A 22,622-nucleotide genomic window follows, 5' to 3' on the forward strand; every position below is an offset into this window, starting at 1 on the left:
CGGCGCGCAGCGCCGAGAGGGAAGAGTTTGCGCCGAATGAACTCCGCGGATCATTCGGCAAACCGGTAGAAGACGAAGCCGTTATCGCGGGTGACGCGCTCTATCGTCGCACGCGAATTGAGCAGATGCGGACGATCGTCGTCGATCACTGCAGACCCGCCGTTTTCGATGGAGACGACATAGATTCCGCGGCCGTGGTCCAGCTGGACACTCTTGACCGTTGCTTCGATCGAGTCGGTCGACCGGATCGGACTGGCGTCATTGGTCCATTTGTTGACGGCCAGGGAAAACATCACCGCGAACGCGACGATGAACAGGACAACACCAGCAGCGTTCCCCTTCAAATCTGTGTAAGACCACGACACCAGCATGAATCCCCTGCTGGGCATTACGTGGCGACAGGAAGGCCGACTTTCAATGGCCCTCCCGTCGCAGCAAGATGCTGTTTAAGTCTCGGCTTTCGCCCGCCGTTACTTCGCCTTCGAGAACGCCAGCCATAGCCCGCCGCCTACCAGGAAGCTGCCGCTGACCCTGGACATGAGCTTCACGCGGCTCGCCGACAGAATGCGGCCGGCGCGGCCGGCGGCAAGCGCGTAGGTCGAATCCGACATGGCGGCGAAGACCATCGCGGTCAGGCCCATGACCACGATCTGCAGCGTGTAATTGCCGTGCGGCGCGATGAACTGCGGGAAGAAGGCGCCGAAGAAAACAAGCGTCTTCGGATTAGAGATCGCCACGAGGAAACCTTGCAGGAAGAAGCCGCCGCGCGGCTTCCTGGCCGATCCATCGGGGTTCAGCGTGCCCTTCGAACGAAACATCTGCACGCCCATCCAGATCAGGTAGGCGGCGCCGATCAGCCGCACCCATTCGAACCAGTGGCCCATGCCGGCGATCAGCGTGTTGAGGCCGATGCCGACGATGGCGATCATGATGGCGAGGCCGGCCTGGGTGCCGGCGACATTGGCAAGCCCGGCGCGCGAGCCGTGGCGCATGCTGTTGGCAATGATCAGCGTGACCGTCGGGCCGGGCACCAGGATGATGACGACGCAGGCGACGACATAGGTGGCGTAAAGTTCCAGCGACATGGTTTCCCTCGAACAGGATGGCACCGACTTGGGCGGAGCGCGATCAATGCACGGAGTTGGCGCCGGTGCAAGCTGGCCGAGCCGCGCGGTCTGTCAGCCGGCCCCCGCCGGCCATGGCAGCGTCGCCTCATAGGCGGCGCCGGCCTTGAGCACGGCGAGATCGCCGCGCGGACGGCCGATCAGCTGCATGCCCATCGGCCGGCCCCTGCCGTCGAAGCCGACCGGCACGTTGAGCGCCGGGCAGCCGCCCAGCGTGGCAAAGGCGGAGACCTGCATCCAGCGGTGATAGCTGTCCATCGTCCGCCCTGCGACCTCGCGCGGCCAGTGGGTGGCGACGTCGAAAGGGAAGACCTGCGCGGTCGGCAGGACGATGAGGTCGAAGCGCTCGAACAGCGACAGCAGCGCCCTGTGCCATGAGGAGCGCCGGACTGTGGCGGCGTGGACCTGAGGCGCGTTGAGGCGCATCGCCTGCTCGACTTCCCAAACCGCTTCCGGCTTCAAAAGCCTGCGTTTTTCCGGATCGTCATAATGCGCCTTCAGCCCGCAGCCGCTGCTTGCCTGGCGCAGCGTCACGAAGGCCTGCCACAGCGCCTCGAAGTCGAAATCCGGCACCAGCGCCTCGGCGTGGAAGGATGCCTCGGCGAAGCGGGCAAGGGCGGCTTCGCACAGTTCGAGGATTCCGGGCTCCATCGGCAGGTGGCCGCCGAGATCGCCGAGCCAGGCGATGCGGCCGCCGGTGGCTTTCGTGCCCAAACCTTCGAGGAAGGAACCCTGCTTGTGATGCGACAGCGGCGCGCGCGGATGATAGCCGGCCTGCTCGTCGAGCAGCAGCGCGATGTCGGCGACGTTGCGGCCCATCGGCCCTTCGACGCCCATCTGGGCGTGGAAGACGTCGATGTCGGGGCCGGCGGGCACCAGCCCCTGCGACGGGCGGAAGCCATAGACGTTGTTGTAGGCGGCCGGATTGCGCAGCGAACCGCCGAAGTCGCTGCCGTCGGCGACGGGCAGCATGTCGAGCGCCAGCGCCACCGCCGCGCCGCCGCTCGAGCCGCCGGCGGTGAGCGCCGGATCGAAGGCGTTGAGCGTCGGGCCGAAGACGGGATTGTAGGTGTTGGAGCCCAGGCCGAACTCCGGGACATTGGTTTTGCCGATGATGATGGCGCCGGCCTTGCGGAGGCGCTCGACGAAGAAATCGTCCTCCTGCGGGACAAAATCGGCGAAGATCGGCGAGCCGAAACTGGTCCTCAGGCCCTTGGTCAGGGCCAGGTCCTTGATGGCGATGGGCAGCCCGAACAGCGATCCGGTCGCGCCGCCCTCGGCCAGATGGGCATCGGCCCTTTCGGCTTCCGCCAGGATGCCGGCGCGCTCGCGCAGCGACACGATGGCGTTGACCAGCGGGTTGACGGCCTCGATGCGGTCGAGAAAGGCATTGACGACTTCGCGCACCGACAGGCGCCGCTGCCGGATCGCCTGGGCAAGATCGATCGCGGACAGGCGGCAGATGTCGCCGGCCGGCGGCACGGCATGTTTCGTCGACGGACGCATCGCCGTCACCGCGCGGCCAAGGCGGCGTCGACGTCCTTTGCCAACGGGATCGCCGGCTGCGCGCCAGGCTTCAGGCAGGCGAGCGAGCCGGCGGCCGCGGCGCGCATGAGCGCCTTTTCGAGCGCAAGGCCGGACGCCAGGCCGGCGCCGAAATAGCCGCAAAAAGTGTCGCCGGCGCCGACCGTGTCGACCGGGGTGATCTTCAGCGCCGGGACGGTGAGGAAATGGTCGGGCGTGGCGGCCAGCACGCCGTCGCCGCCGAGCGTGACGACGATCACGCGGCCGGTCTTCTGGGCATAGTCGCGCATCCGGGCCTGCCGGTCGCGCCCGGAGAGCGCCAGCGCCTCGCCATAAAGGTCGAACTCGGTCTCGTTGGCGACGGCGTAGTCGGCCCTGCCGAGGAAACCGGAGGCCTCGGCGCGGAAAGGCGCGGTGTTGAGCACGCTGACGGCGCCTGCCGCGCGCGCGGCGTCGAGCGCCGCTTCCACAGTCTGCAGCGGGATCTCATGCTGCAAGAGCACGACATCGCCTTTCTTCAGATAGGCCTTGGCAATGTCGCCGGGCAGAACCGAATCGTTGGCGCCCGGCACGACGGCGATGACGTTCTCGCCGTCGGCGCCGACCAGGATCAGCGCCGTGCCGGTCGAGGCGAAGCTCTCGCCGACGCCGGAGAGATCGACATTGCCGGCTTTCAGCAACGCCAGCGCCTCTGCGGCGAAGCTGTCCTTGCCGACGGCGCCCACCATGCGCACCTTGGCGCCGGCGCGGGCGGCGGCCAGAGCCTGATTGGCGCCCTTGCCGCCTGGCGCGGTGGCGAAACCGGAGCCGCGGACCGTCTCGCCGGGCTCCGGCAAGCGGTCGACATTGGCGATGAGGTCGAGGTTGATCGAGCCGACAACGATAATCAAGAAGTGCCTCCTGCTGACTGCGCGGGAAGCTAGCCCGTAAGAGTGCCGGTTGCCAGCCCATTGAAGGGTTTCGCGTAAGCCGCCACGCTTTCATTCGCAGCGCACGGTGACCATGCCCTGATAGTTGCCGGCCGGAAAGATACCCGGCGACTTGGTGGCGGTGAGGTCGACCTGGATGGTGTGGGTACCGTTGATCACCCGCTGCGGCGAGCTGCCCGGGATGTCCGTGCCCGAGCCGTCCAGCCGGAAGACGGTGTCAAAGGTGACGTTCGTGTCGCCGCCGCTCGGCGCCGAGCTGAATGCGATCGGTGGCGGAGCCGACACAGAATAGCAGTCGAGCAGGTTGAGGATCGTGCACAGAAGCGAGCTTGCGGTGATGGTGGCGCCGGCGCTCGACCCGCCCGCCTGCCTGGAGCCGAAGATGTTGATCGCCGGGTTCGCTTTCATCGTTCCCGAGGCGCCGATCACAATGGTGCAGCTGCCGACGATCGCCGCCTGGGCCGGCAGGCAGAGGCCGGCAAGCACTGCCGCCGCGATCAGCGCGCGGCTATTTCTTCTTCTTTTTCCTGTCATTGCCGGTTGTGCCTCTGATGCTCCAGCCTTCGTTGGCCCATCCAGTTGATGCGGCGGTGGCGGCGGCCGCGGGGCGGGGGCAGCCACGCTCCCCGTCTGGCCGTCGGCGCCGAGGCCCATCTTGAGGAGCTTCAACTCGAGCTGCAGACGCTCGACCTCGAGTTCGTAAAGGCGACTGCAATCGACGCGCTTCGGTGTCCGCCCGATCGGGACCACCACGCGGCCGTAAGTGGCGACGTCGCTGTTCGACTGGCTGTTGCTGTTACCGCGGATGACGCCAACATCCAGATAGGCGCCGCTGCCGGAAACGGCCGAGCGGCAGGTCGTGCCATCGGAAGCATGAACCTCGTCCTGGCCCTGGGGCAGGGTGACGCCGGGCAAGGTGAAACCCGTCTGGTTCTGGTTCAGGTTCAGGATATCCTCGGCAAACCCCTGACTGGCGACCGCCAAGGCGGGCAGCAGGGCAAGCGTCAGAACCTGCGATGCCCGAAGAACTTTCCGCATATCTGTGCCCTTATCTGCGTCTGCTCGCTTGGAAAGGGGATACTCTCGGTACAGATACGCACTTTACGCTCGTTGGCGCCGTCGAACGGAACGACCACCAGAACCGGACGCGACGCCTGGCCGGCCAGGAGGAAGGCGCTCGGCGTGATCCTGGCGTCGATCGGCCGGAAATCCTGGTCATAGACATGAATTTCGACGCGTATGCGCCGGTCGTAGGGGTTGCCGGGGAAGACCCGCACCGCGAAGGCGTCGGTGAAGGACCTCACCTCGCCCCGCATCGGCGTCATCGACTGGCCCGTTGCAGCAATGGGTGACAGCACGGCGATCAGCCCCGCCGCCAGGATTCCAATCGTTCTCAAGGACGGCTCCTTTCGCGGGAGGGCTATTCGCAGCGCAGCGTCACGGTTGCCTGGTAGTTGCCGGCGGAGAAGCGGTTCGTGCCGCTCTTTGGTGCCGGCAAGATTGACCGCGACCGTCGATGTGCCCGGTACCGTCAGCGCCGTCGCGGTGCCGGTCTCTGCAATGGTCTGCGCGCCGGAGGTGGCGAAGGTCGGGGTCCATGTCGTGGCCGTGGTGTCCGCGGCAGGCACCGTGGTGGTGGTGACCGGATCGACGCTGAGCGTGACGCCGCCGGTGGTATCGACCTGGGCGCTGCCGGCCGAACCGCCGGCATTGTGGGAGCTCAGCGACTGGAGATTGCTGCTGACGGTCATCGTGCCGTTGGAGTTGATCGTGATCGTGCAAGTGGCGGTGATAGTGCCATTGAACAGCACGTTCCCGGTGGCTGCCGATGCAGCCTGGCCGGTGCAGGCGGCCAGCAGGCTCGCGGCCACCACGGCGCGAAAGAACTTCATTGGGGACCCCTCTTTCGAGCCGGAGAGTGCGGCTCAATATAGAGGCATCATCCCTTTGGCATGGTTAATTTAGCGTTAAGTGGAATAACGACGGCAAGCAACTTGCAATATAACCGGCGAAACCAGAGGTTGTCGCCGGTTGCATTCCGCAGACATACCAGACGATTTGTTTCGATTATACTTGCTTATATTCCGATCCACGGTTTTTCGCAATGGTGGGGCGGAAAAATCGAGGTTTCAGGACGCCACCTGTCCCGCCTCCCAGCCAAGGATGGCGCGCTTGCGCGTCAGGCCCCAGTGGTAGCCCGTCAGGTCGCCGGACTTGCCGAGCGCGCGATGGCAAGGAACGACGAAGGACATCGGATTGGCGCCGACGGCCGCGCCGACGGCCCGGCTGGCGCTGGGACGGCCGATGCTTGCCGCGATCGAGGAATAGGTACAGGCCTTGCCCATCGGGATGCGCAGCAGCGCCTCCCAGACGCGCAGCTGGAAATCGGTGCCGATCATCACCACGCGCAGCGGCTGGTCGGCACGCCAGAGCGTCGGATCGAAGACGCGCGCGGCGTAGGGCTGGGTGGCCGACATATCCTCAACGTAGCTGGCGTTCGGCCACCGGCCGGACATGTCGGCGAAGGCGGCCCGCTCGCCGCCGGCATCGCAGAAGGCGAGGCCGGCGAGCCCGCGGTCGGTCACCATGATGAGCGCGATGCCGAAGGGCGAGATGTGGTAGCCATAGCTGATGGTGAGGCCGGCGCCGCGGGTCTTGTAGTCGCCGGGCGACATCGCCTCATGGGTGACGAAGAGGTCGTGCAGCCGGCCGGGGCCGGACATGCCGAGCTCGAACGAGGTTTCCAGCAGCGGCATGCCGGAATCGAGCAACCTGCGGGCATGGTCGAGCGTCACGGCCTGCAGGAAGGCCTTGGGCGAAAGGCCGGCCCAGCGCGTGAACAGTTTCTGCAGGCCGGTCGGGGTCTCGCCGACGGCTTCGGCCAGGGTCTCGAGCGAGGGCTGGTCGCGGTAGTCGAGGCTGATCTTCTCGATGGCGCGGCGCACGACTTCGTAGTCGCTGCCTTCGGGCGTGATGTCGTTCTCGAGGATCGCCGTCGGTTTCATCAACGTATTCATGGTCATCTGGGCGTTCATGGCAATATCTCCCATGGCAATATCTCGTTGACCGCGAATATCGGTCTTCCGGCGCTTCGCAACCACCCGAAACTTGCCTTCCCGCAAGGTCGGCAGGCTGTTGCGTTGTCGGTTCTCTGAAACGCCGGGTTCAGCGCGTCTTGGCGGTCGCCAGCGCGCGCGAAAAGGCAGTCGCGAAACTTTCGCGGGAGCCGGGGTCGAGGAAAGACCCGATCGAAACGCTTCTGCCCTGCGCCTCGACGGCCATCCGGGTGATGCCGATCTCGGCGTGGCGGGCGATCGAAAACCGGGTCCAGAACGGGTTGAAGCGATGATCCTCGAAACGGCCCGACGGCGCCGTCTTGCGGATGTCGAGACGCGTGCGCGAAACCGATATTTCCTCGCGGGCACGGGCCGCTCGGTAGTTGATGCGGAAGGCGACATAGACGCCAATCACATCCAACCCGAAGAAGCCGAAGACCGGCCATGCGCCATGAGCCAGGAAGATCGCGCCGGTGACTGCCCAACCGAACATGAGGGCTCCCATCAGGATCAAAAAACCGGTCCGGCCAAGGGAACGATGCGGCGTCAGCAAAACCTCGAAGAACGGCTTGTCGGCTTCGAACGAGGCGTTTGTGTCGCTCATGAGGGAATATTATAGGGAGGGAATGGCGCTTCCCAAGTCCAAAAATTCCTTGCCCGTCAAAAAGCCATCTGCCTCCGCCTCAGGCGGCGGCGCGAAAGCAAAGGCGCCGTCGCGGAAGCGCGGGCCGCGCTCGCTCTATAGTCCAGCCGAGGTGCATGAGATTTTCCGGCGCTTTTCCGTGCAGCGGCCGGAGCCGAAGGGCGAGCTTGACTACATCAATCCCTTCACGCTGCTGATCGCGGTGGTGCTGTCGGCGCAGGCAACCGATGCCGGCGTCAACAAGGCGACGAAGCCGCTGTTTGCGGCGGCCGATACGCCGCAGAAGATGCTGGCGCTCGGCGAGGCCAAGGTCGGCGACTATATCCGCACCATCGGGCTTTGGCGCAACAAGGCCAAGAACGTGATCGCGCTCTCAAAGGCGCTGATCGACGACCATGCCGGCAAGGTGCCGGAGGACCGCGACGAGCTGGTCAAGCTGCCGGGCGTGGGGCGCAAGACCGCCAATGTCGTGCTCAACGTCGCCTTCGGCCAGCATACGATGGCGGTCGACACGCATATCTTCCGCATCGGCAATCGGATCGGGCTGGCACCCGGCAAGACGCCGGAACAGGTCGAGCAGGGGCTCCTGAAGGTCATCCCGGACGAATATATGCGCCACGCGCATCACTGGCTGATCCTGCATGGACGCTATGTCTGCAAGGCGCGCAAGCCGGACTGCCCGGCCTGCGTGATCGCCGACATCTGCAAATCCAGGGAAAAGACCACCGACGTGCCGGCGCCGCTGGTGCCGATCGCCCCGCTGCAGGAGACGCTTGCGGAGGTTCAATAGCCGTAGCCGCGCGCCATGGCCGCGGCAAAGACAGGAATGAGCAGGAAGATGAAGCCCTCGGCGCGGACATAGTTCCTCACCGAGGCGAGTTCGGACGCCGGCACCGAGAAAGAGGGATTGCCGCTCGCCTGCCTGCTCCATGAGATGAAGCGCATCGTGGGAACGATCGACAGCAGGCCGACGATGATGAAGGCCGCCATCTTTGCCCAGAACACCCAGTTGTAGACGTAGAACTCCCAGCCTTTCAGACCGAAGAACACCCTGCAGATGCCAACGATGACGATCAGCGCCGCGATGATGCCGTAGTGGCGGTCGATGCCGGCAAGGCGCTTGAGCGTCGCCGCTCCCAGGTCGCCGCGCACCAGCACGAACTCGGCGCCGATGATGCCGGCCAGCGAGAACACCAGAAGGTGATGGGCGATCGCCAGCAGAAGGTCGGTGGTTTCCATGGTTCTTCCTTTGGTCGAAGAGCGCGAGTGCTGAATCAGTCTTCAGCAATTGCAAAGTAGCATCGCGAGGCAGAATCCCATACGCGCAACCTGACCATAAGCGTCGTTGACGCCATCTGCCGGCAGTCTATTGCTTTGAACCATGAGCCGACTGAAGCGCGCCCTCAATCCGATGCCTGAAGACGTTCGGGCCGTACTCGCGGAACGGGGACTTACGGCCGCCTATGATGTGCGGCCGGATTATCAGCGGAACGACTATCCCGGCTGGATCGCCCGCGCCAAACGCCCTGATACGAGGCAGAAGCGGCTTGACCAGATGCTCGACGAGCTGGCGCGCGGCGGCGTCTACATGAACATGGCCTGGCGCGGCTGAAGCCGGTCCTCCGGCGTTTTGCCTGCCTTGCTTGCCTCTGGAAGATGGCTCGCGCCATCCTGGCCCTTGTTCGAACATGCTGGTTTGCTAAGCGCTTCCGCCTCAACAGAGGTGAATGGGCATGAGCATTGGAAGGGAAGCCGGCGTGCCGATCCAGGAGACGGCGCGGACCATCCTGCGGGCGCACCGGCTCGACGATTTCGAGACCTATGTCGCCATGTGGGCTGACCCCGGGGTCACCCGCTTCATCGGCGGCAAGCCGCGCACCCGCGAGGAAAGCTGGTTGCGCTTCCTGCGTCATGCCGGCCTCTGGTCGCTGCTTGGCTATGGGTTCTGGGCGATAGAGCACAAGGCGACAGGCCACTTCATCGGCGAGGCCGGGTTCCATGACCTGAAGCGCGAGATCGAGCCCTCGATCGAAGGTGTGCCGGAAGCCGGCTGGGCACTGGCGTCGACCGCGCATGGCCAGGGACTGGCAAGCGAAGTCGTCGGCCGCATCGTCGCCTGGGCAGACGTGGTGTTCGGGCGAGCCAGGACGGTCTGCATCATCGATCCCGACAACGGCGCTTCGCTCAAGGTGGCAGAGAAGAACGGCTATCGCGAAATCCTGCGGACCAGCTATCACGACAAGCCGACGATCCTGCTGGAGCGGTGGGCCGGAGGCGAGCCTAGACCGTAGGTGCCAGGCGGGAGGGAACCGCGGGCTGCGTCAGCCGGCCTTGCGGCGCAACGTCTGCGCCAGATCCTCCCAGGCGTCCGCCGGCGCACCGCGATCGATCCGCCTACCGCGCAGGAACGTGGTCGCATCGAACGGCTGGGGTCTCGCGACTCCATAGCCCTGTGCGTGATCCACACCGATCGTCCGCAAGGCCTCGATGATGCCCTGGCTTTCGACGAATTCGGCGATCGTGCGTTTTCCCGTCACCTTGCCGATGTGGTGGATCATCTCGACAATGGCGCGGTCGATCCGGTCGTCCAGCATGTCCTTGACGAAGCTGCCGTCGATCTTGAGGTAGTCGACCGGCAGGTGCTTCAGATAGGCGAAGGACGACATGCCGGAGCCGAAATCGTCGAGCGCGAAGCGGCAGCCGAGGCCGCGCAGGTCGGCGATGAAGCGCATCGCCTCGGTCAGGTTGGCAATGGCGCTGGTCTCGGTGATCTCCAGGCAGATCGTCCCGGGCGCGATGCCGTAGGCCGCGAACTGCTCGCGCATGAAGCCGAGGAAATTCTCGTCGCCGAAACTTGCGCCGGAGAGATTGATGGCGCAGGTGGATATCGGCGTGGCGCGCGGGTCGGCAATTCTGGCCGCCAGCGTTCTGAACGTGTTGCGCACGACCCAGCGGTCGATCGACGGCATCAGCCCGTAACGTTCCGCCGCCGGAATGAAGCTTTGCGGCGTGACGTAGTTGCCGTCCTCGTCGGTCAGCCTGAGCAGGATCTCGATATGCGCGCCCGCCTCGTCGATATTCTCGTTCAGTGGGGCAATTTCCTGCGCATGCAGCCTGAAACGGTCCTCCTCGAGCGCGGCGTGCAGGCGCTGGACCCAGGCCATCTCGCCGAAGCGCTGGCGCAGCGCGCTATCGCTGTCGCTGTGGCGCTGGACGCGGTTGCGGCCCTTTTCCTTGGCCATGTAGCAGGCGACATCGGCGGCGCGCAGCACCTCCTCCAGCGACATTCCGCTATCGGCGATCTCGACCATGCCGATGCTGACGCTGACGTTGAAGGGCCTGCCTTCCCAGGAAAAATGCAGATCCTGGACGGTGGCGCGCAGCCGCTCCGCCGTGGCGATGGCGGAACAGCTGTCGCAATCGAACAGCAGCACGCCGAACTCGTCGCCGCCGAGCCTGGCCAGAATGTCGCCGGTGGGCAATTCGCTCAGGAGCAATACGGAAATCTGGCGCAGCAGTTGATCGCCCGCTGCGTGGCCGCAGGTGTCGTTGACCAGCTTGAACTGGTCAAGGTCGAGATACATCAGCGCATGGACGCGCGGTTTTTCCGGCGGCTGGGAAATCGCGCCTGCAAGCCGGCTCTCGAAGTCGCGGCGATTGGTGAGACCGGTGAGCGCATCGTGCGACGCCTGCCATGACAGACGCTCGATGAAGTCCTGCTCGCGGGTCATGTCATGCAGGGCGAGAACCGCGCCGACGATCTTGCCGGAGACGCTGAGCGGCGCGCCGTTGAGCGCGACAGGCACCACGGAGCGATCGGGGCGTTCCAGGAGTTGCGGCCGCACGTTGGAGCGACGCGGCTCGCCGGCCAGGAGGCGCGGAATCAGGTCCGTTTCCTCCACCCCGCTATCCTTGTCGATCAACCTGAACAGCGAGGCGGCAGGCTTGCCCTTGGCGGCGCCGAGAGGGCAGGCGAGCAGGCGCTCGGCGACGGCATTCATGTAATCGAGCCGCCCCGCCGCATCGGTGCTGATGACCGCCTGGCCGATTGAGGCCAGCGTGACCTGCGCGCGTTCGCGCTCGGCGTTCAAGGCGCTGCGGAATGCCTGCCGCTGCGCCATCAGCTTGCGCGTGCGCCATACCGCCAGCAGGATAAGCAGCGCCGCGGTGACGAGGTTGGCTGCCGTGAGCGCCATCTTGATGAAGCGCGAGCCTTCGCCGAGGCTTTCGGAAAAGGCCTTGGACAGGGGGCCGATCCGGTGGTCGAGCTGGTGGATGTCGGCTTTCCAGGCGACGATCTGCGCCTGCGAGGCCGGCCCCTGTTCGAGGCTTGCGTGCATGTCATCGCCGAGCCTGTCGATGGCGAGGATCATCTCGTCGGCCTCCGTCCAGCGGCGGATGGCGGCGTCGAGATAGCTCACGCCGCGGAAATTCTGGAACAGCCAGATCATGCCGGCAATGTCGTCGGCATGGTTGTTGCCGCCGAGGAAGCCCAGTCGCGCGGCGCTCGTGTCGGGGTCGGTCCTTTCAAGCGCGAGCCTGGCCGAGCGATCGGCGAGCGGCACGGCGATGGCCTGGCGGTATTCGCGGAAATATTCCGGCTTGCCGGTGTCGGCATAGAGGCTGAGGAAATAGATGGCTTGCTTCTGGCCTTTCGACCATTGGCTCTCGCCGCCGACATAGGCGCGAACGGCTGACAGCGTGTAGAGGCTGAGACTGGCCACCAGTGCCTGGATAAGGACGACCACAATGAAAGGCCAGACCAGCCCGATGAGGCGCGGGCTGGCATCCGTCGATGAGAGCTTCATCGCATTCCCATGGAGCTTGCCGTGACCCCGTCGGCGTCTGTCCGGCCGGTTCATCCGTCGGTTGAGACGATGGTGTTCCCCTCATGTCTGCCGGCAATTGGCGACAGCAATCCAGATAGCGTGCCTGGCTTAACGGCCGATGAATTCGCGCAGTATTTATTTTCGAAATTCTTCGACAAGCAAGTTGCGGCTTACGCCGCCTCGTACGGATATTTAAACGCTGAAATCGTCCGCGCGGCGGTGTTCCGCGTCGAATATCCGGAGACTGCGATTTTCGCGAGCCCGCGAGCCATGCTCGCCAGAACGAACGACGATGGACGGACGCCCGGCAGGTTCCGTCGGTCAGCGTTTGGCCTTGGATCTGTTCAGGGCCGCCGCTGCACGCACGAGAGCCTTCAACGCTTCCTCGTCGATCTCCTCGCCTTCGCGAAAATCGATGGCGCGCCTTGTGTTGCCTTCGAGGCTTGAGTTGAAGAGGCGTGAGGGATCCGGCAGCGCCGCGCCCTTGGCGAAGGTCAGCTTGACGACCGCCTTGTAGGTCTCGCCGGTGCAGATCATCCCGGCGTCCTCCCAGACCGGCACGCCGCGCCATTTCCACTCTTCGGTGACATCAGGATCGGCCTGCTTGATCAAGGCGCGCAGCCGGCCGAGCATCTCGCCCCGCCAGTCGCCCAATTCCGCGATACGGCCATCGATGAGTTCGGAAGGAGACTTGCTTCCCGGCGATCCGCTTTTCTCCATATCTGTTCTCCTCCCATGCTGGATAAATGGATCGCCATGGTGCCTCTTCAGGCGAAGCGCGCTTGATCAATAATTCGCCTACATTCGTTCGCCAGGCAATTGGCTTGCCTGCTTCACCCAGGAGACGAATTGCGCTTCGTCGAGCTGGTCGTCCTCATGGATATGAAAATAGCGCGTGTCCTTGCTCTTGGACTCTCCGGGCGGCACCGGCTTGAGCGACATGCCGCGAAGGAAGGCCACCTTGATGTATCTGGTGAAACAGTGAATGCCGAGAAACCAGCCTTCGCCTTCCATCCCGTAAAACGGCGAGTTCCATTTGACGGCCTTCTGGACGCCGGGAACGGCCTGCATGATGAGTTGGTCGAGCCGGCGTCCGACTTCGCTCTTCCAGCCCGGCATCGCCGCGATATAGGCTTGCACAGGAGCGTCGCCATAGCCCTTGGCGATCTGCGGGTTGCCGCCTGAAAGCAGCACGGGCTTCGCGCTCGAGGCGCCGGCGGCAACCTTCGGCGATTTCGCCTTCGTCATCAGGCCGATTCCACCCGCTCGCGCGCGCCGCGCCATCTTGCGGCATAAGGCAGCACGAACATGTAAAGGCCGCTGAACAGCAGCAGGAAAAGCGGCAGGAGCGGCGAATAGACCACCCAGGCGGGAGGCTCGCCCAATGCCATGGCGACGAAGTTGGCGATCACGGTCACGGTAAAGACGATCGACAGCCAGCGATGCAGCTGCCTGATCCACTTGCTCCAGTCCAATGCTGCCTCCTTTGAGAGAACCAATGAAACGTCTGCCTTACCAGCGCGCCAGCTGCGTGATCTGGATGAGATTGCCGCAGGTGTCGTTGAGCTGCGCGATGGTCGAGCCGGTCACCTCGGTCGGCGCCATGGCGAAGCTGCCGCCATTTGCCGTGATGCGCTCGTGGTCGCCCTTGATGTCGTCGGTGAACAGCATGAGCGCCGGCTGGCCCTGCCTGAAGATGGCCTGCTGGTAGGTCCTGGCCGCCGGATTGTCGTTCAGCGCCAGCTGCAGCTCGGTGCCGTCCGGGTCTTCCGGCGAGGCGACCGTCAGCCAGCGAAACGGCCCGTTGGTGAAATCGGCTTTCTTGGCGAAGCCCAGCACGTCGGTGTAGAAGCCAAGGGCCTTCTCCTGGTCGTCGACATAGATGCTTGTCAGCTTGATCTTCATGGCATGTCTCCATTGCTCGCGCTCGCAGGTTGCCACCCGCCAACAGTTTCCGCGTTTCTGAACCTTCGACGCGACCTCAGTCGATCCGCGCCAGCACCTCTTCCAGGGCCGCAAAGAACCTCGGCCAGCCAACGGTGGCGCCCCGGAAATACGGCTCCTGATCTGTCCGGAAGCCTGTCTGCTCCATGCGCAGGTGGGTGCCGGTGCCTGTCGGGGTGAGCGTCCAGGTGACGACGCTCTCCAGATCCTTGGTGTCCCAGGTGTAGGACAGCGTCTTGTTGGGCTCGATGGTCTGGACCTGGCACTCGACGCCGCCCCAGTCGGCGCTCAGTTCGAAACGGTGGTCCACGACCGGCTTGAAGTTGTTCTTCATCAGCCACTCCTCGATGAGATGCGGTTGGGTCAGCGCCCGCCAGATCTTTTCCGGCGGATAGGGAATCTCGCGCTCGACGACGACGCAGCGCGTTCCGGCCGGCATATCGTTCATTGATCCATCCTCTTCAGCAGATCCTCGAGATCGTCGAACCGGCTCTCCCAAAACCCCGCCATCTCGCGCGTCCAGTCCATCAGCGGCGCAAGCGCTGCAAGCTGCGCGCTGTAGTGGGTCTGCCGGCCCTCGTGGCGGTCGCGCACCAGCCCGGCTTCCTTGAGCAGGCCGAGATGCTTCGACACCGCCGGCTGCGAGACACCGGCCTGCGCCGTCAGCGCCCCGACCGTCTGCTCGCCTTGGCGGCACAGACGCTCAAAAATGGCGCGCCTTGTCGGATCGGCAAGCGTCCGGAAGAGCATATCGTGCGTGGCCGGCATCTGGATCAATAACTCGCTGGCTATTGATTGATCTATAACCATTGAGATATGTGTGAGTCAAGTGGGAGGGTGGAGCGGCATCCTCGTCACGGCTTTGTTGCGGACGCCGTCCCGTGCCGCAGCGTCTGGCTCAGCGCTTCCAGAAATCGCGGTGCGGTGCGAGCAGCTCGTCCGCGACTTCGGGAAAGGGGCCAAGAACCTCGATCTTTTTCTGGCCGGAGCCGAGCACGGTGCGCGAAGCGAGGCTCATCGTCGGATTTTCCGCGTGGTCCCCGGTCAGCGCGAGAAGGTCGGTCTCCTCGAAGCCGTAGACCAGCCGGCCGATATTCGCCCAGTAGAGCGTTCCGGTGCACATCGCGCAGGGCTCGCCGGTCGAGACCAGCGTGCAGGTCCAGAGAAAGGCCGGCGAATAGGCAGCCGCCGCGCGTCGCGCGAGTTCGGTCTCGGCGTGATGCACGGTGTCGATATTGCCTTGGCGCATCAGGATCGTGTCGTCGGGGCCGACCAGAACCGCACCGAACGGATGATGCCCGTGCGTCGCCGCCTCGCGTGCGACGGCGTCGGCGGACCGAAGGTGGGCGAGCATCTGATCGCGGGTCATGGCAAAACCCTACCGCGCCGACGAGCGGCTTTCGAGCCGACATTGCTGCCAGGGGATGCGATTGGCAAGAGCAACGGATAGAAAACCGCTCCGCGCTTTTCCTGGATTTGTTCAGTCGGCGGCGTCCGTGTCGAAGCTTGCCGCATCGAGCATCGAGGCGTCCTCGCCGAAGGCGCGGGTGGCGCGGGCGGCCGCCTCGAGCAGCGGGCGCTTCATGCGCGTGAGGAAGGCAGCGTCGACCCGCGTGTTCGGCCCGGCAAGCGTCAGCGCGCCGAGCAGCGTCCGCCCAGGTCCGAAAACCGGAGCGGAGATGCCGGCCGTCTGCGGATCGCGGTCGCCGATCGAAATGTAGCTGTAGGTTTTCCGGATCGTCTCGTAAGGCTCGCCCTCTTCACCCGAGAAGGCTGCAAGCACCCGGCCGCCGGAGCCCACCAGCAAAGGCAGCACGTCGCCTTCCCGGATCGTATAGCGGATCGGATGCTTGGACTCGACCCGGTAGAGGCAGGTGCGCACGTCGCCCGAGCGGACGTAGAAGGCGACGCTTTCCCAGCTCCGCTCGGAGAGATCGCGCATGATCGGCAGCAGGATATCCATCGCCACGACCGAGCGCTGATAGAGCGCGCCGAGCCTGAAGGTGGCCGGTCCGATACGGTAGCGCCCGTCTTCGAGCCGCTCCAGCAATTGCCCCCGCATCAGCGAGTTGGCAAGCCGCAGGATCGTGCTCTTGTAGAGGCCGGTGCGGGCCGCGATCTCGGCGAGGCCGAGCGACCGGTCGGCAATGGTGAAGGCGTCGAGGATTGCGATCGCGCGGTCGAGCGCGGCAACGCCATCGGCCGATTGCGGGCTGGTACGAGTGTCTGTCATCTCGGTGCAGATTTCATTGTGGCCGCCCAATCCGGGAGCGACACCGGACATGCGGATTTAGTCCGGTTCGTTGCGTTCTGTCCAGCAGAATGGCATTCCCGTTGACAGAACGCGGTAACAAATGCTTGAACTCGAATGCGGGTCTTAATTCAGGCCACGTCTTGGCAGGCACCGGAGGAGGTGTCGTGATTTGGAGGAATCCCATGCTGAACAGACGCAGATTCTTGACGACCACCGCCGCGGCCGGTGCTGCCGGTTTCGCCGCTTTGCACCTCACGCCAGCCTTTGCGCAGGACGCCCCGCAGATCCAGATCTTCGTGCCGGCGGCGCCCGGCGGCGGCTGGGACCAGACCGCGCGTACGATCGACCAGGTGCTGCGCTCCGAAAAACTGATCTCCGGCTCGCAGATCACCAATGTCGGCGGCGCCGGCGGCACGGTCGGCCTGCCGCAGTTCGTCAACCAGTGGAAGGGCAAGGGCAATTCGCTGATGGTCGCCGGCATGGTCATGGTCGGCGCCATCATCGCCAACAAGTCGGCCAACAACCTGACCGAAGTGACGCCGATCGCCCGCCTCACCGGCGAGTTCGAGGCGCTGGTGGTGCCGGCTGCCTCGCCGTTCAAGACGGCTAACGATTTCGTCGCGGCGCTCAAGGAGGATCCGACGAAGGTTCCGGTGGCCGGCGGTTCTGCAGGCGGTTCCGACCACATCCTGTTCGGCCTGATCGCCAAGACGGCCGGCGTGCCTGCCGCCAACCTGTCCTATGTGCCGTTCGCCGGCGGCGGCGAGGCGCTGTCGGCGCTGCTCGGCAACCAGGTCTCAGCCGGCATTTCCGGCTATGGCGAATTCTCCGAGCAGGTCAAGGCCGGCGCGCTCAGGCTGTTGGCGATCTCGTCGGACAAGCGCCAGGAAGGCATCGACGCGCCGACGCTGAAAGAAGCCGGCATCGATGTCGAATTGTTCAACTGGCGCGGCGTCTTCGCCCCGCCCGGCGTTTCCGACGACGACAAGGCAGCGATGATCAAGCTGGTCGAGACCATGGCCAAGAGCGATGCCTGGGCGACCGAGTGCAAGAACCGCAACTGGACGCCGATCCTTTTGACCGGCGACGACTATGCCAAGTTCGTCGCCGAGGATACCGCCCGCATCGGCGCCATCCTCAAGGATCTCGGTCTCGCCTGAGCCGGTTTCCGCCTGATCTCGAGGGAGGCCGCATCGCCTCCTTCGAGACGGCGTGGACATGTGGCGGTTCAGGAATGAAACTGCGGCGATGCCGGTAGTGGAAGGCCGGCCATCCGGGGAGGAGATCATGAGCACCAGCGACCAGCCGGCGTCACCGCCGCGCCCTGCCATACCCGAATTGCTGATCGGCATCGGGCTCCTCGCCTGCGCCGGCGCCGTTGCCTGGCAGACCCTGGCGATCCCGGCGTCGCCGCTCTATTCCAAGGTCGGCCCGAGGGTCTTTCCCTATATCACCATGACCGGGATGATCGTGCTTTCCCTGCTGCTCATCCTTGCCGGCCTGCGCGGCGGCTGGCAGCCGGAGGAAGAAAAGGAAACGCCGACCGACTGGAAGGCGATGGGCCTGGTGGTTGCCGGCCTTGTCGCCAATCTCCTGCTCATCCAGCCTCTCGGCTTCACCGTCGCCTCGGTGATCATGTTCGTGCTGGTCTGCTTCGGCTTCGGCAGCCGGCATCCGCTGCGCGATGCGTTGCTCGGCCTGGTGCTTGCGCTGGCGGCCTATTTCGGCTTCGCCAGGGCGCTCGGCGTCAACATCGGCGCCGGCCTGATCGAGAACCAGCTCAATGCGCTGATCAACGCCGTCCTCGGTGTCGGGAAAGGCTGAGACGATGGACACGCTCGGTTATCTCGCGCACGGATTCGCGGTCGCCTTCACGCCGACCAATCTGTTGTGGTGCCTGCTCGGCACGACGCTCGGAACCGCGATCGGCGTGCTGCCCGGCCTCGGGCCGGCGTTGACCATCGCGCTGCTTTTGCCGATCACCTACCAGGTGGCGCCGGAAGCTTCCTTCATCTTGTTTGCCGGCATTTATTACGGCGCCATGTATGGCGGCTCGACGACGTCGATCCTGCTCAACACGCCAGGCGAAAGCGCCACCATCGTCACCGCGCTCGAGGGCAACCGGATGGCGCGCTCGGGCCGCGGCGGCGCGGCGCTCGCGACCTCCGCGATCGGCTCGTTCGTGGCCGGCACCATCGGCACGCTGGGCGTCGCCTTCCTGGCGCCGATCGTAGTCAAATTCGCGCTGGCCTTCGGGCCGGCGGAGTACTTCTCGCTGATGGTGCTCGCCTTCATCACCGTTTCGGCGGTGCTCGGCTCGTCTTCGGTGCGGGGACTCACCAGCCTCTTCGTCGGCTTCGTCATCGGCATGATCGGCGTCGACCTGCAGACCGGGCAGCCGCGCTTCACCTTCGGCATGGGCGAGCTGCTCGACGGCGTCGACGTCATCGTCGTCGCGGTCGGCCTCTTCGCGGTCGGCGAGACGCTCTACATGGCCTCGCGGCGCTATGCCGGCAAGGACGAGATCGTGCCGTTGAAGGGCTCGCTCTACATGACGGCTTCCGAATGGGCGCGCTCGTGGAAGCCGTGGCTCAGGGGCGCGGCGATCGGCTTCCCGATCGGCGCGATGCCGGCCGGCGGCGCCGAGATCCCGACGTTTCTCTCCTATGCCATCGAGAAGAAACTCTCCAGACACAAGGAAGAATTCGGCACGGTCGGCGCCATCGAAGGCGTCGCCGGGCCGGAGGCCGCCAACAATGCGTCCGCCGCCGGGGTTCTGGTGCCGATGCTCACGCTCGGCCTGCCGACCTCGGCGACGGCGGCGATCATGCTGTCGGCCTTCCAGAGCTACGGCATCAATCCCGGACCGCTGCTGTTGACGACGCAGGCCAATCTCGTCTGGGGCCTGATCGCCAGCCTGTTCATCGCCAATGTCATCCTGGTCATCCTCAACCTGCCGCTGATCGGGCTGTGGGTGCGTCTGCTGAAAATCCCGGCGCCGCAGCTTTATGCAGGCATCCTGGTGTTCGCCACCGTCGGCACCTACGGCATCTCGCAGTCGCCGATCGACCTCGTCATCCTCTACCTGCTGGGCGCGGCGGGCTTCCTGATGCGGCGCTTCGATTTCCCGACTGCGCCCGTCATCATCGGCATGATCCTCGGGCCGCTCGCCGAGACGCAGTTCCGCCGAGCAATGACGATCGCCAATGGCGACTGGACGGTGTTCTACCGGCACCAGCTGTCGCTGACGCTCTTGACGCTGGCTTTCATCGGTCTCGTCGGCCCGCATATCTGGGCCTGGATCGAACACCGGCGCACGCGCGGGCCGGAGCATGTGCCGGGCGATGCCTGACCGATTTGGAGCCTCATGACAGACCTGCTTTCCGGCATCCGCGTCCTCGACCTCACCAACGTGCTGGCGGGTCCTTACTGCGCCTACCAGCTGGCGCTGCTCGGCGCCGACGTCATCAAGGTCGAGGCGCCGCCGGGTGGCGATCTGGCACGCCAACTCGGCGCCTCGCCGGAGCTCAACAAGGCCGGCATGGGCGCCTCGTTCCTGGCCCAGAACGCCGGCAAACGATCGGTCGTGCTCGACCTGAAGAAACCTGAAGACCGCGACCGCTTCCTCGATCTCGTCGCCACGTCGGACGCTCTGGTCGAGAACTTCCGGCCGGGCGTGATGGATCGGCTCGGCCTCGGCCATGAGAGGCTGAAGGAAGTCCGGCCGAGCCTCGTCTATTGCGCGATATCGGGTTTCGGCCAGACCGGGCCGATGCGCGGGAACCCGGCCTATGACCAGATCATCCAGGGACTGTCCGGGATCATGAGCATCACCGGTACGCCGGAGACCGCGCCGCTGCGCGTGGGCTATCCGGTCGCCGACACGCTTGGCGGGCTGGTCGGCGCCTTTGCGATCGCCGCGGCGCTTGTCCGGCAGAAGACAAGCGGCGAGGGCGCCTTCCTCGATGTGTCGATGCTTGAATGCACGCTGTCGGCGCTCGGCTGGCCAGTGTCGAATTATCTGACGGCGGGCGTCGAGCCGCGGCCGATGGGCAACGAGAACATGACGGCCGCCCCCTCCGGCGCTTTCCGCACCGGCGAGGGCCTGCTCAACATCGCCGCCAACAAGCAGGAACAATTCGTGACCCTTTGCGGGTTGATCGGCCGGCCGGACCTCGCGTCGGATCCGCGTTTCGCCGAGCGCGAGACGCGCAAAGAGAACCGGGCCGCATTGAAGACGCTGATCGAGGACGCGCTGGCCGGCGCTCCGGCCGCTGCCTGGGAAGAAAAGCTCAACCGGGCCGGCGTGCCGGCCGGGCGGGTGCTGACGATCCCGCAAGTGCTGGAGGAACCTCAGGTGACGGAGCGCGGCATGGCGACCCGCTTCCAGCATGTGGAAGGCATGGACCGGCCGCTGACCGTGGTGCGCGGCGGCTTCATGATCGACGGCGCGGCGCCTGCGCCCGCCGGACCGCCGCCGCGGCTCGGCGAGCATGCGGACGAGGTGTTCGCCACCTTGCCGGCGCGCGGCAAGACGAGGGCGCGGGCATGAGCGGCGAGAAGAAGACCGGCCGCGCGCGCGGCGAGGAATGGTGGCAGACCGGGATCATCGAGATGCGTCCCGGCGTGATCCGGCTGCGCGGCTACGAGATCCAGGACCTGATCGGCCGCGTCAGCTTCCCGGCGATGATCTGGCTGATGCTGCGCGGCGAATTGCCGAGCGAGGACCAGGCGGCGCTGCTTGGCATCGCGCTGGGTGCGGCCGTCGACCACGGGCCGCAGGCGCCGTCGATCGCCATCGCCCGCATGGCGGCGACCTGCGGCGTCGGCATCAACAACGCGATGGCTTCGGCCATCAATGTGCTGGGCGACGTGCATGGCGGGGCCGGCGAGCAGGCGCTTTCCTTCTATGGCGACATCGCCGCGGCGATGGATGGCGGCGCCAGCCTTGCGGAAGCGGCGGCGGCGCGGCTCGACCGGTTCTTCGCCGAGGACAAAGGCTATGTTCCCGGCCTTGGCCATCGTTTCCACCCGATCGATCCGCGGGCGCCGCGCCTCGTCGAACTGACGCGCGAATTTGCCATGCGCGGCGTCGTCAGCGGGCGCTTCGCCGACATTGCCGAGGCGATCGAGGCGGAGGTCGCAACGCGCAAAGGCAAGACGATCCCGCTCAACATCGACGGCGCCACCGCCGTCATCTATGGCGAGCTTGGCTTCCCGCCGCCGCTGACGCGCGGCCTCTTCGTGCTGTCGCGCTCGGTCGGCATCGTGGCGCATGCCTGGGAACAGTCGCAGGAGAGCGACCGCAACAAGGGGCCGCTGCCCAAGGAGTGGCTGTGGGCTTATACGGGGACGCCTGCACGGCCATTTCCCGAGTAGGGAGGTCCTGTCAGGCTGGAGCGGTCGCGGGGATCGTCAAATCCCTAAGCAGCGTCGAAAGCTCCGGCTCGTCGATGAGCAGCGCGGCATCGGCCGCCGGCAGCCAGGCCCGCTGCCGGTTGGCCGCCTCCCGCCAGTCTGCCATCTCTTCGGTGACCTCCAGCAGATAGACGGCAACGTCGACGCGAATGAAACCGTTGGTCATGCGTTTCCAGTAGGAATAGGTGCCGGCAGGCTGCTTCTGCGCCTTGCCCAGCACGCCCGCTTCTTCCTGGGCCTCGATCGTTGCCGCCTTGCGCCCGCTCTTGCCCTTCATCGGCCAGCCCTTGGGCACAATGAAGCGTCTGGTGGTGCGCGAGGTGACCAGCAACACCTCGAGATGGCCGTCTTCGCGCAAACGAAAGGGAATGGCCGCCACCTGGCGGATCCGCTCCCCTTTCCTTGCCCTGCGTGCTGCTTTCTTCTTGGCTGTTGCCATCCCAAAATCCAGTGAGAGCGAGGTTCCTGCTGTATGGTATCCACACGGCAAAAATCCCGCTTCTGCAATCCCAAAACCGCCGCCCCATGCAATTCTTGCCGACGCTAAGTCGGCTAAATAAACCGAAAAAGGAAGGATGTCAGCGGCAGACCCGCGAAATCGTGGTGCCAATCACCTGAGACTGGCAATTCTGCTTGACGACCGGCACTTCAGGACGAGGCTTCGACAGGATCTGCCGGTCCTGCTCGCGGTACAGCTGCTGCTGTTGCTGGAACTGCTGCCGCTGCAGCTGGTTGCGGAGCGCCTGCAGCTCGTTCTGCTGGATCAGGGCGTTGCGGTTCGTCGGAATGACGACCTGGGCCGAAGCATATGAAGCCGCGCCCAAAAGGGCGGCGGCCGACAGAGCCGCGGAAATCAGAACCGCCGATAAGCGAGGATTCGACATCGCTTCCTTCCCGCATG

28 protein-coding genes and 1 pseudogene are annotated in these 22,622 nt (G+C 65.1%); 8 read left to right on the forward strand and 21 right to left on the reverse strand.

What is annotated here, in order from left to right; genetic code table 11:
- Positions 1 to 50 precede the first annotated feature (50 nt).
- The 9 genes and pseudogenes from EJ067_RS23675 to EJ067_RS23720 form a co-directional block, all read right to left on the reverse strand.
- Positions 51 to 371, reverse strand: a complete 321-nt coding sequence (locus EJ067_RS23675; protein WP_126087625.1) for a hypothetical protein — start codon at positions 369 to 371, stop codon at positions 51 to 53.
- Positions 372 to 470: 99 nt separating this feature from the next.
- Positions 471 to 1,085, reverse strand: coding sequence for a LysE family translocator (locus EJ067_RS23680; protein WP_126087626.1), 615 nt, complete (start codon positions 1,083 to 1,085; stop codon positions 471 to 473).
- A gap of 93 nt (positions 1,086 to 1,178) precedes the next feature.
- Positions 1,179 to 2,630, reverse strand: a complete 1,452-nt coding sequence (locus EJ067_RS23685) for an amidase (protein ID WP_126087627.1) — start codon at positions 2,628 to 2,630, stop codon at positions 1,179 to 1,181.
- Between the two features lie 5 nt (positions 2,631 to 2,635).
- Complete coding sequence (locus tag EJ067_RS23690; protein WP_126087628.1) at positions 2,636 to 3,538, reverse strand: ribokinase; 903 nt, start codon at positions 3,536 to 3,538, stop codon at positions 2,636 to 2,638.
- A 90-nt stretch (positions 3,539 to 3,628) separates the two neighbouring features.
- On the reverse strand, positions 3,629 to 4,111 hold the full coding sequence (locus tag EJ067_RS23695) for a hypothetical protein (RefSeq protein ID WP_126087629.1): 483 nt from the start codon (positions 4,109 to 4,111) through the stop codon (positions 3,629 to 3,631).
- A pseudogene (locus tag EJ067_RS23700) lies at positions 4,086 to 4,615 on the reverse strand (hypothetical protein). The gene EJ067_RS23695 and the pseudogene EJ067_RS23700 overlap by 26 nt, the downstream one beginning before the upstream one ends.
- The gene (locus EJ067_RS23705) at positions 4,582 to 4,965 is read right to left on the reverse strand and encodes a hypothetical protein (RefSeq protein WP_245468337.1); all 384 of its coding nucleotides are present in this window, start codon (positions 4,963 to 4,965) and stop codon (positions 4,582 to 4,584) included. Before EJ067_RS23705 ends, EJ067_RS23700 begins: the two are co-directional and overlap by 34 nt.
- Before the next feature lie 741 nt (positions 4,966 to 5,706).
- The gene (locus EJ067_RS23715; protein ID WP_189510083.1) at positions 5,707 to 6,612 is read right to left on the reverse strand and encodes a bifunctional helix-turn-helix domain-containing protein/methylated-DNA--[protein]-cysteine S-methyltransferase; all 906 of its coding nucleotides are present in this window, start codon (positions 6,610 to 6,612) and stop codon (positions 5,707 to 5,709) included.
- 130 nt (positions 6,613 to 6,742) lie between these two features.
- The gene (locus EJ067_RS23720; protein ID WP_126087631.1) at positions 6,743 to 7,237 is read right to left on the reverse strand and encodes a DUF2244 domain-containing protein; all 495 of its coding nucleotides are present in this window, start codon (positions 7,235 to 7,237) and stop codon (positions 6,743 to 6,745) included.
- A gap of 22 nt (positions 7,238 to 7,259) precedes the next feature.
- On the opposite strand from EJ067_RS23720, the gene nth reads away from it, so the two are divergent.
- Positions 7,260 to 8,066 (forward strand): endonuclease III, encoded by an 807-nt coding sequence (nth, locus tag EJ067_RS23725; RefSeq protein WP_126087632.1) that lies wholly within the window; start codon positions 7,260 to 7,262, stop codon positions 8,064 to 8,066.
- Here the strand turns inward: nth and EJ067_RS23730 are convergent.
- Positions 8,060 to 8,515: a DUF2214 family protein gene (locus EJ067_RS23730; RefSeq protein ID WP_126087633.1), complete on the reverse strand. Its 456-nt coding sequence runs from the start codon at positions 8,513 to 8,515 to the stop codon at positions 8,060 to 8,062. The two genes, nth and EJ067_RS23730, sit on opposite strands and share 7 nt — an antisense overlap.
- 142 nt (positions 8,516 to 8,657) lie before the next feature.
- Here EJ067_RS23730 and EJ067_RS23735 point away from each other — a divergent pair, with 142 nt between their 5' ends.
- Both EJ067_RS23735 and EJ067_RS23740 read left to right on the forward strand, forming a co-directional pair.
- Positions 8,658 to 8,888, forward strand: coding sequence for a YdeI/OmpD-associated family protein (locus EJ067_RS23735; protein ID WP_126087634.1), 231 nt, complete (start codon positions 8,658 to 8,660; stop codon positions 8,886 to 8,888).
- Positions 8,889 to 9,009: 121 nt separating this feature from the next.
- Positions 9,010 to 9,567, forward strand: coding sequence for a GNAT family N-acetyltransferase (locus tag EJ067_RS23740; RefSeq protein WP_126087635.1), 558 nt, complete (start codon positions 9,010 to 9,012; stop codon positions 9,565 to 9,567).
- Between the two features lie 30 nt (positions 9,568 to 9,597).
- On the opposite strand, the gene EJ067_RS23745 is transcribed toward EJ067_RS23740, so the two are convergent.
- From EJ067_RS23745 to EJ067_RS23785, 9 genes are all read right to left on the reverse strand, one after another.
- Positions 9,598 to 12,084: an EAL domain-containing protein gene (locus EJ067_RS23745; RefSeq protein WP_126087636.1), complete on the reverse strand. Its 2,487-nt coding sequence runs from the start codon at positions 12,082 to 12,084 to the stop codon at positions 9,598 to 9,600.
- 342 nt (positions 12,085 to 12,426) lie between these two features.
- A complete protein-coding gene (locus EJ067_RS23750) occupies positions 12,427 to 12,825 on the reverse strand; it encodes a DUF1801 domain-containing protein (protein ID WP_126087637.1) in 399 nt (132 codons plus the stop codon).
- Positions 12,826 to 12,903: 78 nt separating this feature from the next.
- A complete protein-coding gene (locus tag EJ067_RS23755; RefSeq protein WP_245468028.1) occupies positions 12,904 to 13,353 on the reverse strand; it encodes a DUF1801 domain-containing protein in 450 nt (149 codons plus the stop codon).
- On the reverse strand, positions 13,353 to 13,580 hold the full coding sequence (locus EJ067_RS23760) for a hypothetical protein (protein ID WP_126087639.1): 228 nt from the start codon (positions 13,578 to 13,580) through the stop codon (positions 13,353 to 13,355). The genes EJ067_RS23755 and EJ067_RS23760 overlap by 1 nt, the downstream gene beginning before the upstream one ends.
- 37 nt (positions 13,581 to 13,617) lie before the next feature.
- A complete protein-coding gene (locus EJ067_RS23765) occupies positions 13,618 to 14,010 on the reverse strand; it encodes a VOC family protein (protein WP_126087640.1) in 393 nt (130 codons plus the stop codon).
- A gap of 76 nt (positions 14,011 to 14,086) precedes the next feature.
- Positions 14,087 to 14,497 (reverse strand): SRPBCC domain-containing protein, encoded by a 411-nt coding sequence (locus tag EJ067_RS23770; RefSeq protein ID WP_126087641.1) that lies wholly within the window; start codon positions 14,495 to 14,497, stop codon positions 14,087 to 14,089.
- Positions 14,494 to 14,817 (reverse strand): metalloregulator ArsR/SmtB family transcription factor, encoded by a 324-nt coding sequence (locus EJ067_RS23775; protein ID WP_126087642.1) that lies wholly within the window; start codon positions 14,815 to 14,817, stop codon positions 14,494 to 14,496. The genes EJ067_RS23770 and EJ067_RS23775 overlap by 4 nt, the downstream gene beginning before the upstream one ends.
- Positions 14,818 to 14,947: 130 nt before the next feature.
- Positions 14,948 to 15,418, reverse strand: coding sequence for a nucleoside deaminase (locus EJ067_RS23780; RefSeq protein ID WP_126087643.1), 471 nt, complete (start codon positions 15,416 to 15,418; stop codon positions 14,948 to 14,950).
- Positions 15,419 to 15,529: 111 nt separating this feature from the next.
- The gene (locus EJ067_RS23785) at positions 15,530 to 16,282 is read right to left on the reverse strand and encodes an IclR family transcriptional regulator (protein ID WP_126089720.1); all 753 of its coding nucleotides are present in this window, start codon (positions 16,280 to 16,282) and stop codon (positions 15,530 to 15,532) included.
- 203 nt (positions 16,283 to 16,485) lie between these two features.
- Here EJ067_RS23785 and EJ067_RS23790 point away from each other — a divergent pair, with 203 nt between their 5' ends.
- The 5 genes from EJ067_RS23790 (at position 16,486) to EJ067_RS23810 (ending at position 21,682) form a co-directional block, all read left to right on the forward strand.
- Positions 16,486 to 17,463, forward strand: a complete 978-nt coding sequence (locus tag EJ067_RS23790) for a tripartite tricarboxylate transporter substrate-binding protein (protein ID WP_126087644.1) — start codon at positions 16,486 to 16,488, stop codon at positions 17,461 to 17,463.
- Positions 17,464 to 17,590: 127 nt separating this feature from the next.
- Positions 17,591 to 18,127 carry a tripartite tricarboxylate transporter TctB family protein gene (locus tag EJ067_RS23795; RefSeq protein WP_126087645.1) on the forward strand — a complete coding sequence of 179 codons (537 nt, stop codon included), beginning with the start codon at positions 17,591 to 17,593 and terminating at the stop codon, positions 18,125 to 18,127.
- Positions 18,128 to 18,131: 4 nt separating this feature from the next.
- On the forward strand, positions 18,132 to 19,655 hold the full coding sequence (locus EJ067_RS23800; RefSeq protein WP_126087646.1) for a tripartite tricarboxylate transporter permease: 1,524 nt from the start codon (positions 18,132 to 18,134) through the stop codon (positions 19,653 to 19,655).
- A 15-nt stretch (positions 19,656 to 19,670) separates the two neighbouring features.
- Positions 19,671 to 20,855, forward strand: a complete 1,185-nt coding sequence (locus EJ067_RS23805) for a CoA transferase (RefSeq protein WP_126087647.1) — start codon at positions 19,671 to 19,673, stop codon at positions 20,853 to 20,855.
- Positions 20,852 to 21,682 (forward strand): citryl-CoA lyase, encoded by an 831-nt coding sequence (locus tag EJ067_RS23810; RefSeq protein WP_126087648.1) that lies wholly within the window; start codon positions 20,852 to 20,854, stop codon positions 21,680 to 21,682. The genes EJ067_RS23805 and EJ067_RS23810 overlap by 4 nt, the downstream gene beginning before the upstream one ends.
- 10 nt (positions 21,683 to 21,692) lie before the next feature.
- Here EJ067_RS23810 and EJ067_RS23815 read toward each other — a convergent pair whose 3' ends face one another.
- Positions 21,693 to 22,160, reverse strand: coding sequence for an NUDIX hydrolase (locus EJ067_RS23815; protein ID WP_126087649.1), 468 nt, complete (start codon positions 22,158 to 22,160; stop codon positions 21,693 to 21,695).
- 139 nt (positions 22,161 to 22,299) lie between these two features.
- Positions 22,300 to 22,605, reverse strand: coding sequence for a hypothetical protein (locus EJ067_RS23820; protein ID WP_126087650.1), 306 nt, complete (start codon positions 22,603 to 22,605; stop codon positions 22,300 to 22,302).
- Between the last annotated feature and the right edge of the window lie 17 nt (positions 22,606 to 22,622).

It is taken from the genome of Mesorhizobium sp. M1D.F.Ca.ET.043.01.1.1, assembly GCF_003952385.1.
In the GTDB taxonomy this organism is placed as follows: Bacteria; Pseudomonadota; Alphaproteobacteria; order Rhizobiales; family Rhizobiaceae; genus Mesorhizobium.

What these genes read in the sequence shown, in the direction of transcription:
- EJ067_RS23675 (WP_126087625.1), bottom strand. Translation starts at nt 371, where the DNA reads ATGCTGGTGTCGTGGTCTTACACAGATTTGAAGGGGAACGCTGCTGGT.
- EJ067_RS23680 (WP_126087626.1), bottom strand. Translation starts at nt 1,085, where the DNA reads ATGTCGCTGGAACTTTACGCCACCTATGTCGTCGCCTGCGTCGTCATC.
- EJ067_RS23685 (WP_126087627.1), bottom strand. Translation starts at nt 2,630, where the DNA reads ATGCGTCCGTCGACGAAACATGCCGTGCCGCCGGCCGGCGACATCTGC.
- EJ067_RS23695 (WP_126087629.1), bottom strand. Translation starts at nt 4,111, where the DNA reads ATGACAGGAAAAAGAAGAAGAAATAGCCGCGCGCTGATCGCGGCGGCA.
- EJ067_RS23715 (WP_189510083.1), bottom strand. Translation starts at nt 6,612, where the DNA reads ATGAACGCCCAGATGACCATGAATACGTTGATGAAACCGACGGCGATC.
- EJ067_RS23720 (WP_126087631.1), bottom strand. Translation starts at nt 7,237, where the DNA reads ATGAGCGACACAAACGCCTCGTTCGAAGCCGACAAGCCGTTCTTCGAG.
- nth (WP_126087632.1), top strand. Translation starts at nt 7,260, where the DNA reads ATGGCGCTTCCCAAGTCCAAAAATTCCTTGCCCGTCAAAAAGCCATCT.
- EJ067_RS23730 (WP_126087633.1), bottom strand. Translation starts at nt 8,515, where the DNA reads ATGGAAACCACCGACCTTCTGCTGGCGATCGCCCATCACCTTCTGGTG.
- EJ067_RS23735 (WP_126087634.1), top strand. Translation starts at nt 8,658, where the DNA reads ATGAGCCGACTGAAGCGCGCCCTCAATCCGATGCCTGAAGACGTTCGG.
- EJ067_RS23740 (WP_126087635.1), top strand. Translation starts at nt 9,010, where the DNA reads ATGAGCATTGGAAGGGAAGCCGGCGTGCCGATCCAGGAGACGGCGCGG.
- EJ067_RS23745 (WP_126087636.1), bottom strand. Translation starts at nt 12,084, where the DNA reads ATGAAGCTCTCATCGACGGATGCCAGCCCGCGCCTCATCGGGCTGGTC.
- EJ067_RS23750 (WP_126087637.1), bottom strand. Translation starts at nt 12,825, where the DNA reads ATGGAGAAAAGCGGATCGCCGGGAAGCAAGTCTCCTTCCGAACTCATC.
- EJ067_RS23755 (WP_245468028.1), bottom strand. Translation starts at nt 13,353, where the DNA reads ATGACGAAGGCGAAATCGCCGAAGGTTGCCGCCGGCGCCTCGAGCGCG.
- EJ067_RS23765 (WP_126087640.1), bottom strand. Translation starts at nt 14,010, where the DNA reads ATGAAGATCAAGCTGACAAGCATCTATGTCGACGACCAGGAGAAGGCC.
- EJ067_RS23770 (WP_126087641.1), bottom strand. Translation starts at nt 14,497, where the DNA reads ATGAACGATATGCCGGCCGGAACGCGCTGCGTCGTCGTCGAGCGCGAG.
- EJ067_RS23775 (WP_126087642.1), bottom strand. Translation starts at nt 14,817, where the DNA reads ATGCCGGCCACGCACGATATGCTCTTCCGGACGCTTGCCGATCCGACA.
- EJ067_RS23780 (WP_126087643.1), bottom strand. Translation starts at nt 15,418, where the DNA reads ATGACCCGCGATCAGATGCTCGCCCACCTTCGGTCCGCCGACGCCGTC.
- EJ067_RS23785 (WP_126089720.1), bottom strand. Translation starts at nt 16,282, where the DNA reads ATGACAGACACTCGTACCAGCCCGCAATCGGCCGATGGCGTTGCCGCG.
- EJ067_RS23790 (WP_126087644.1), top strand. Translation starts at nt 16,486, where the DNA reads ATGCTGAACAGACGCAGATTCTTGACGACCACCGCCGCGGCCGGTGCT.
- EJ067_RS23795 (WP_126087645.1), top strand. Translation starts at nt 17,591, where the DNA reads ATGAGCACCAGCGACCAGCCGGCGTCACCGCCGCGCCCTGCCATACCC.
- EJ067_RS23800 (WP_126087646.1), top strand. Translation starts at nt 18,132, where the DNA reads ATGGACACGCTCGGTTATCTCGCGCACGGATTCGCGGTCGCCTTCACG.
- EJ067_RS23805 (WP_126087647.1), top strand. Translation starts at nt 19,671, where the DNA reads ATGACAGACCTGCTTTCCGGCATCCGCGTCCTCGACCTCACCAACGTG.
- EJ067_RS23810 (WP_126087648.1), top strand. Translation starts at nt 20,852, where the DNA reads ATGAGCGGCGAGAAGAAGACCGGCCGCGCGCGCGGCGAGGAATGGTGG.
- EJ067_RS23815 (WP_126087649.1), bottom strand. Translation starts at nt 22,160, where the DNA reads ATGGCAACAGCCAAGAAGAAAGCAGCACGCAGGGCAAGGAAAGGGGAG.
- EJ067_RS23820 (WP_126087650.1), bottom strand. Translation starts at nt 22,605, where the DNA reads ATGTCGAATCCTCGCTTATCGGCGGTTCTGATTTCCGCGGCTCTGTCG.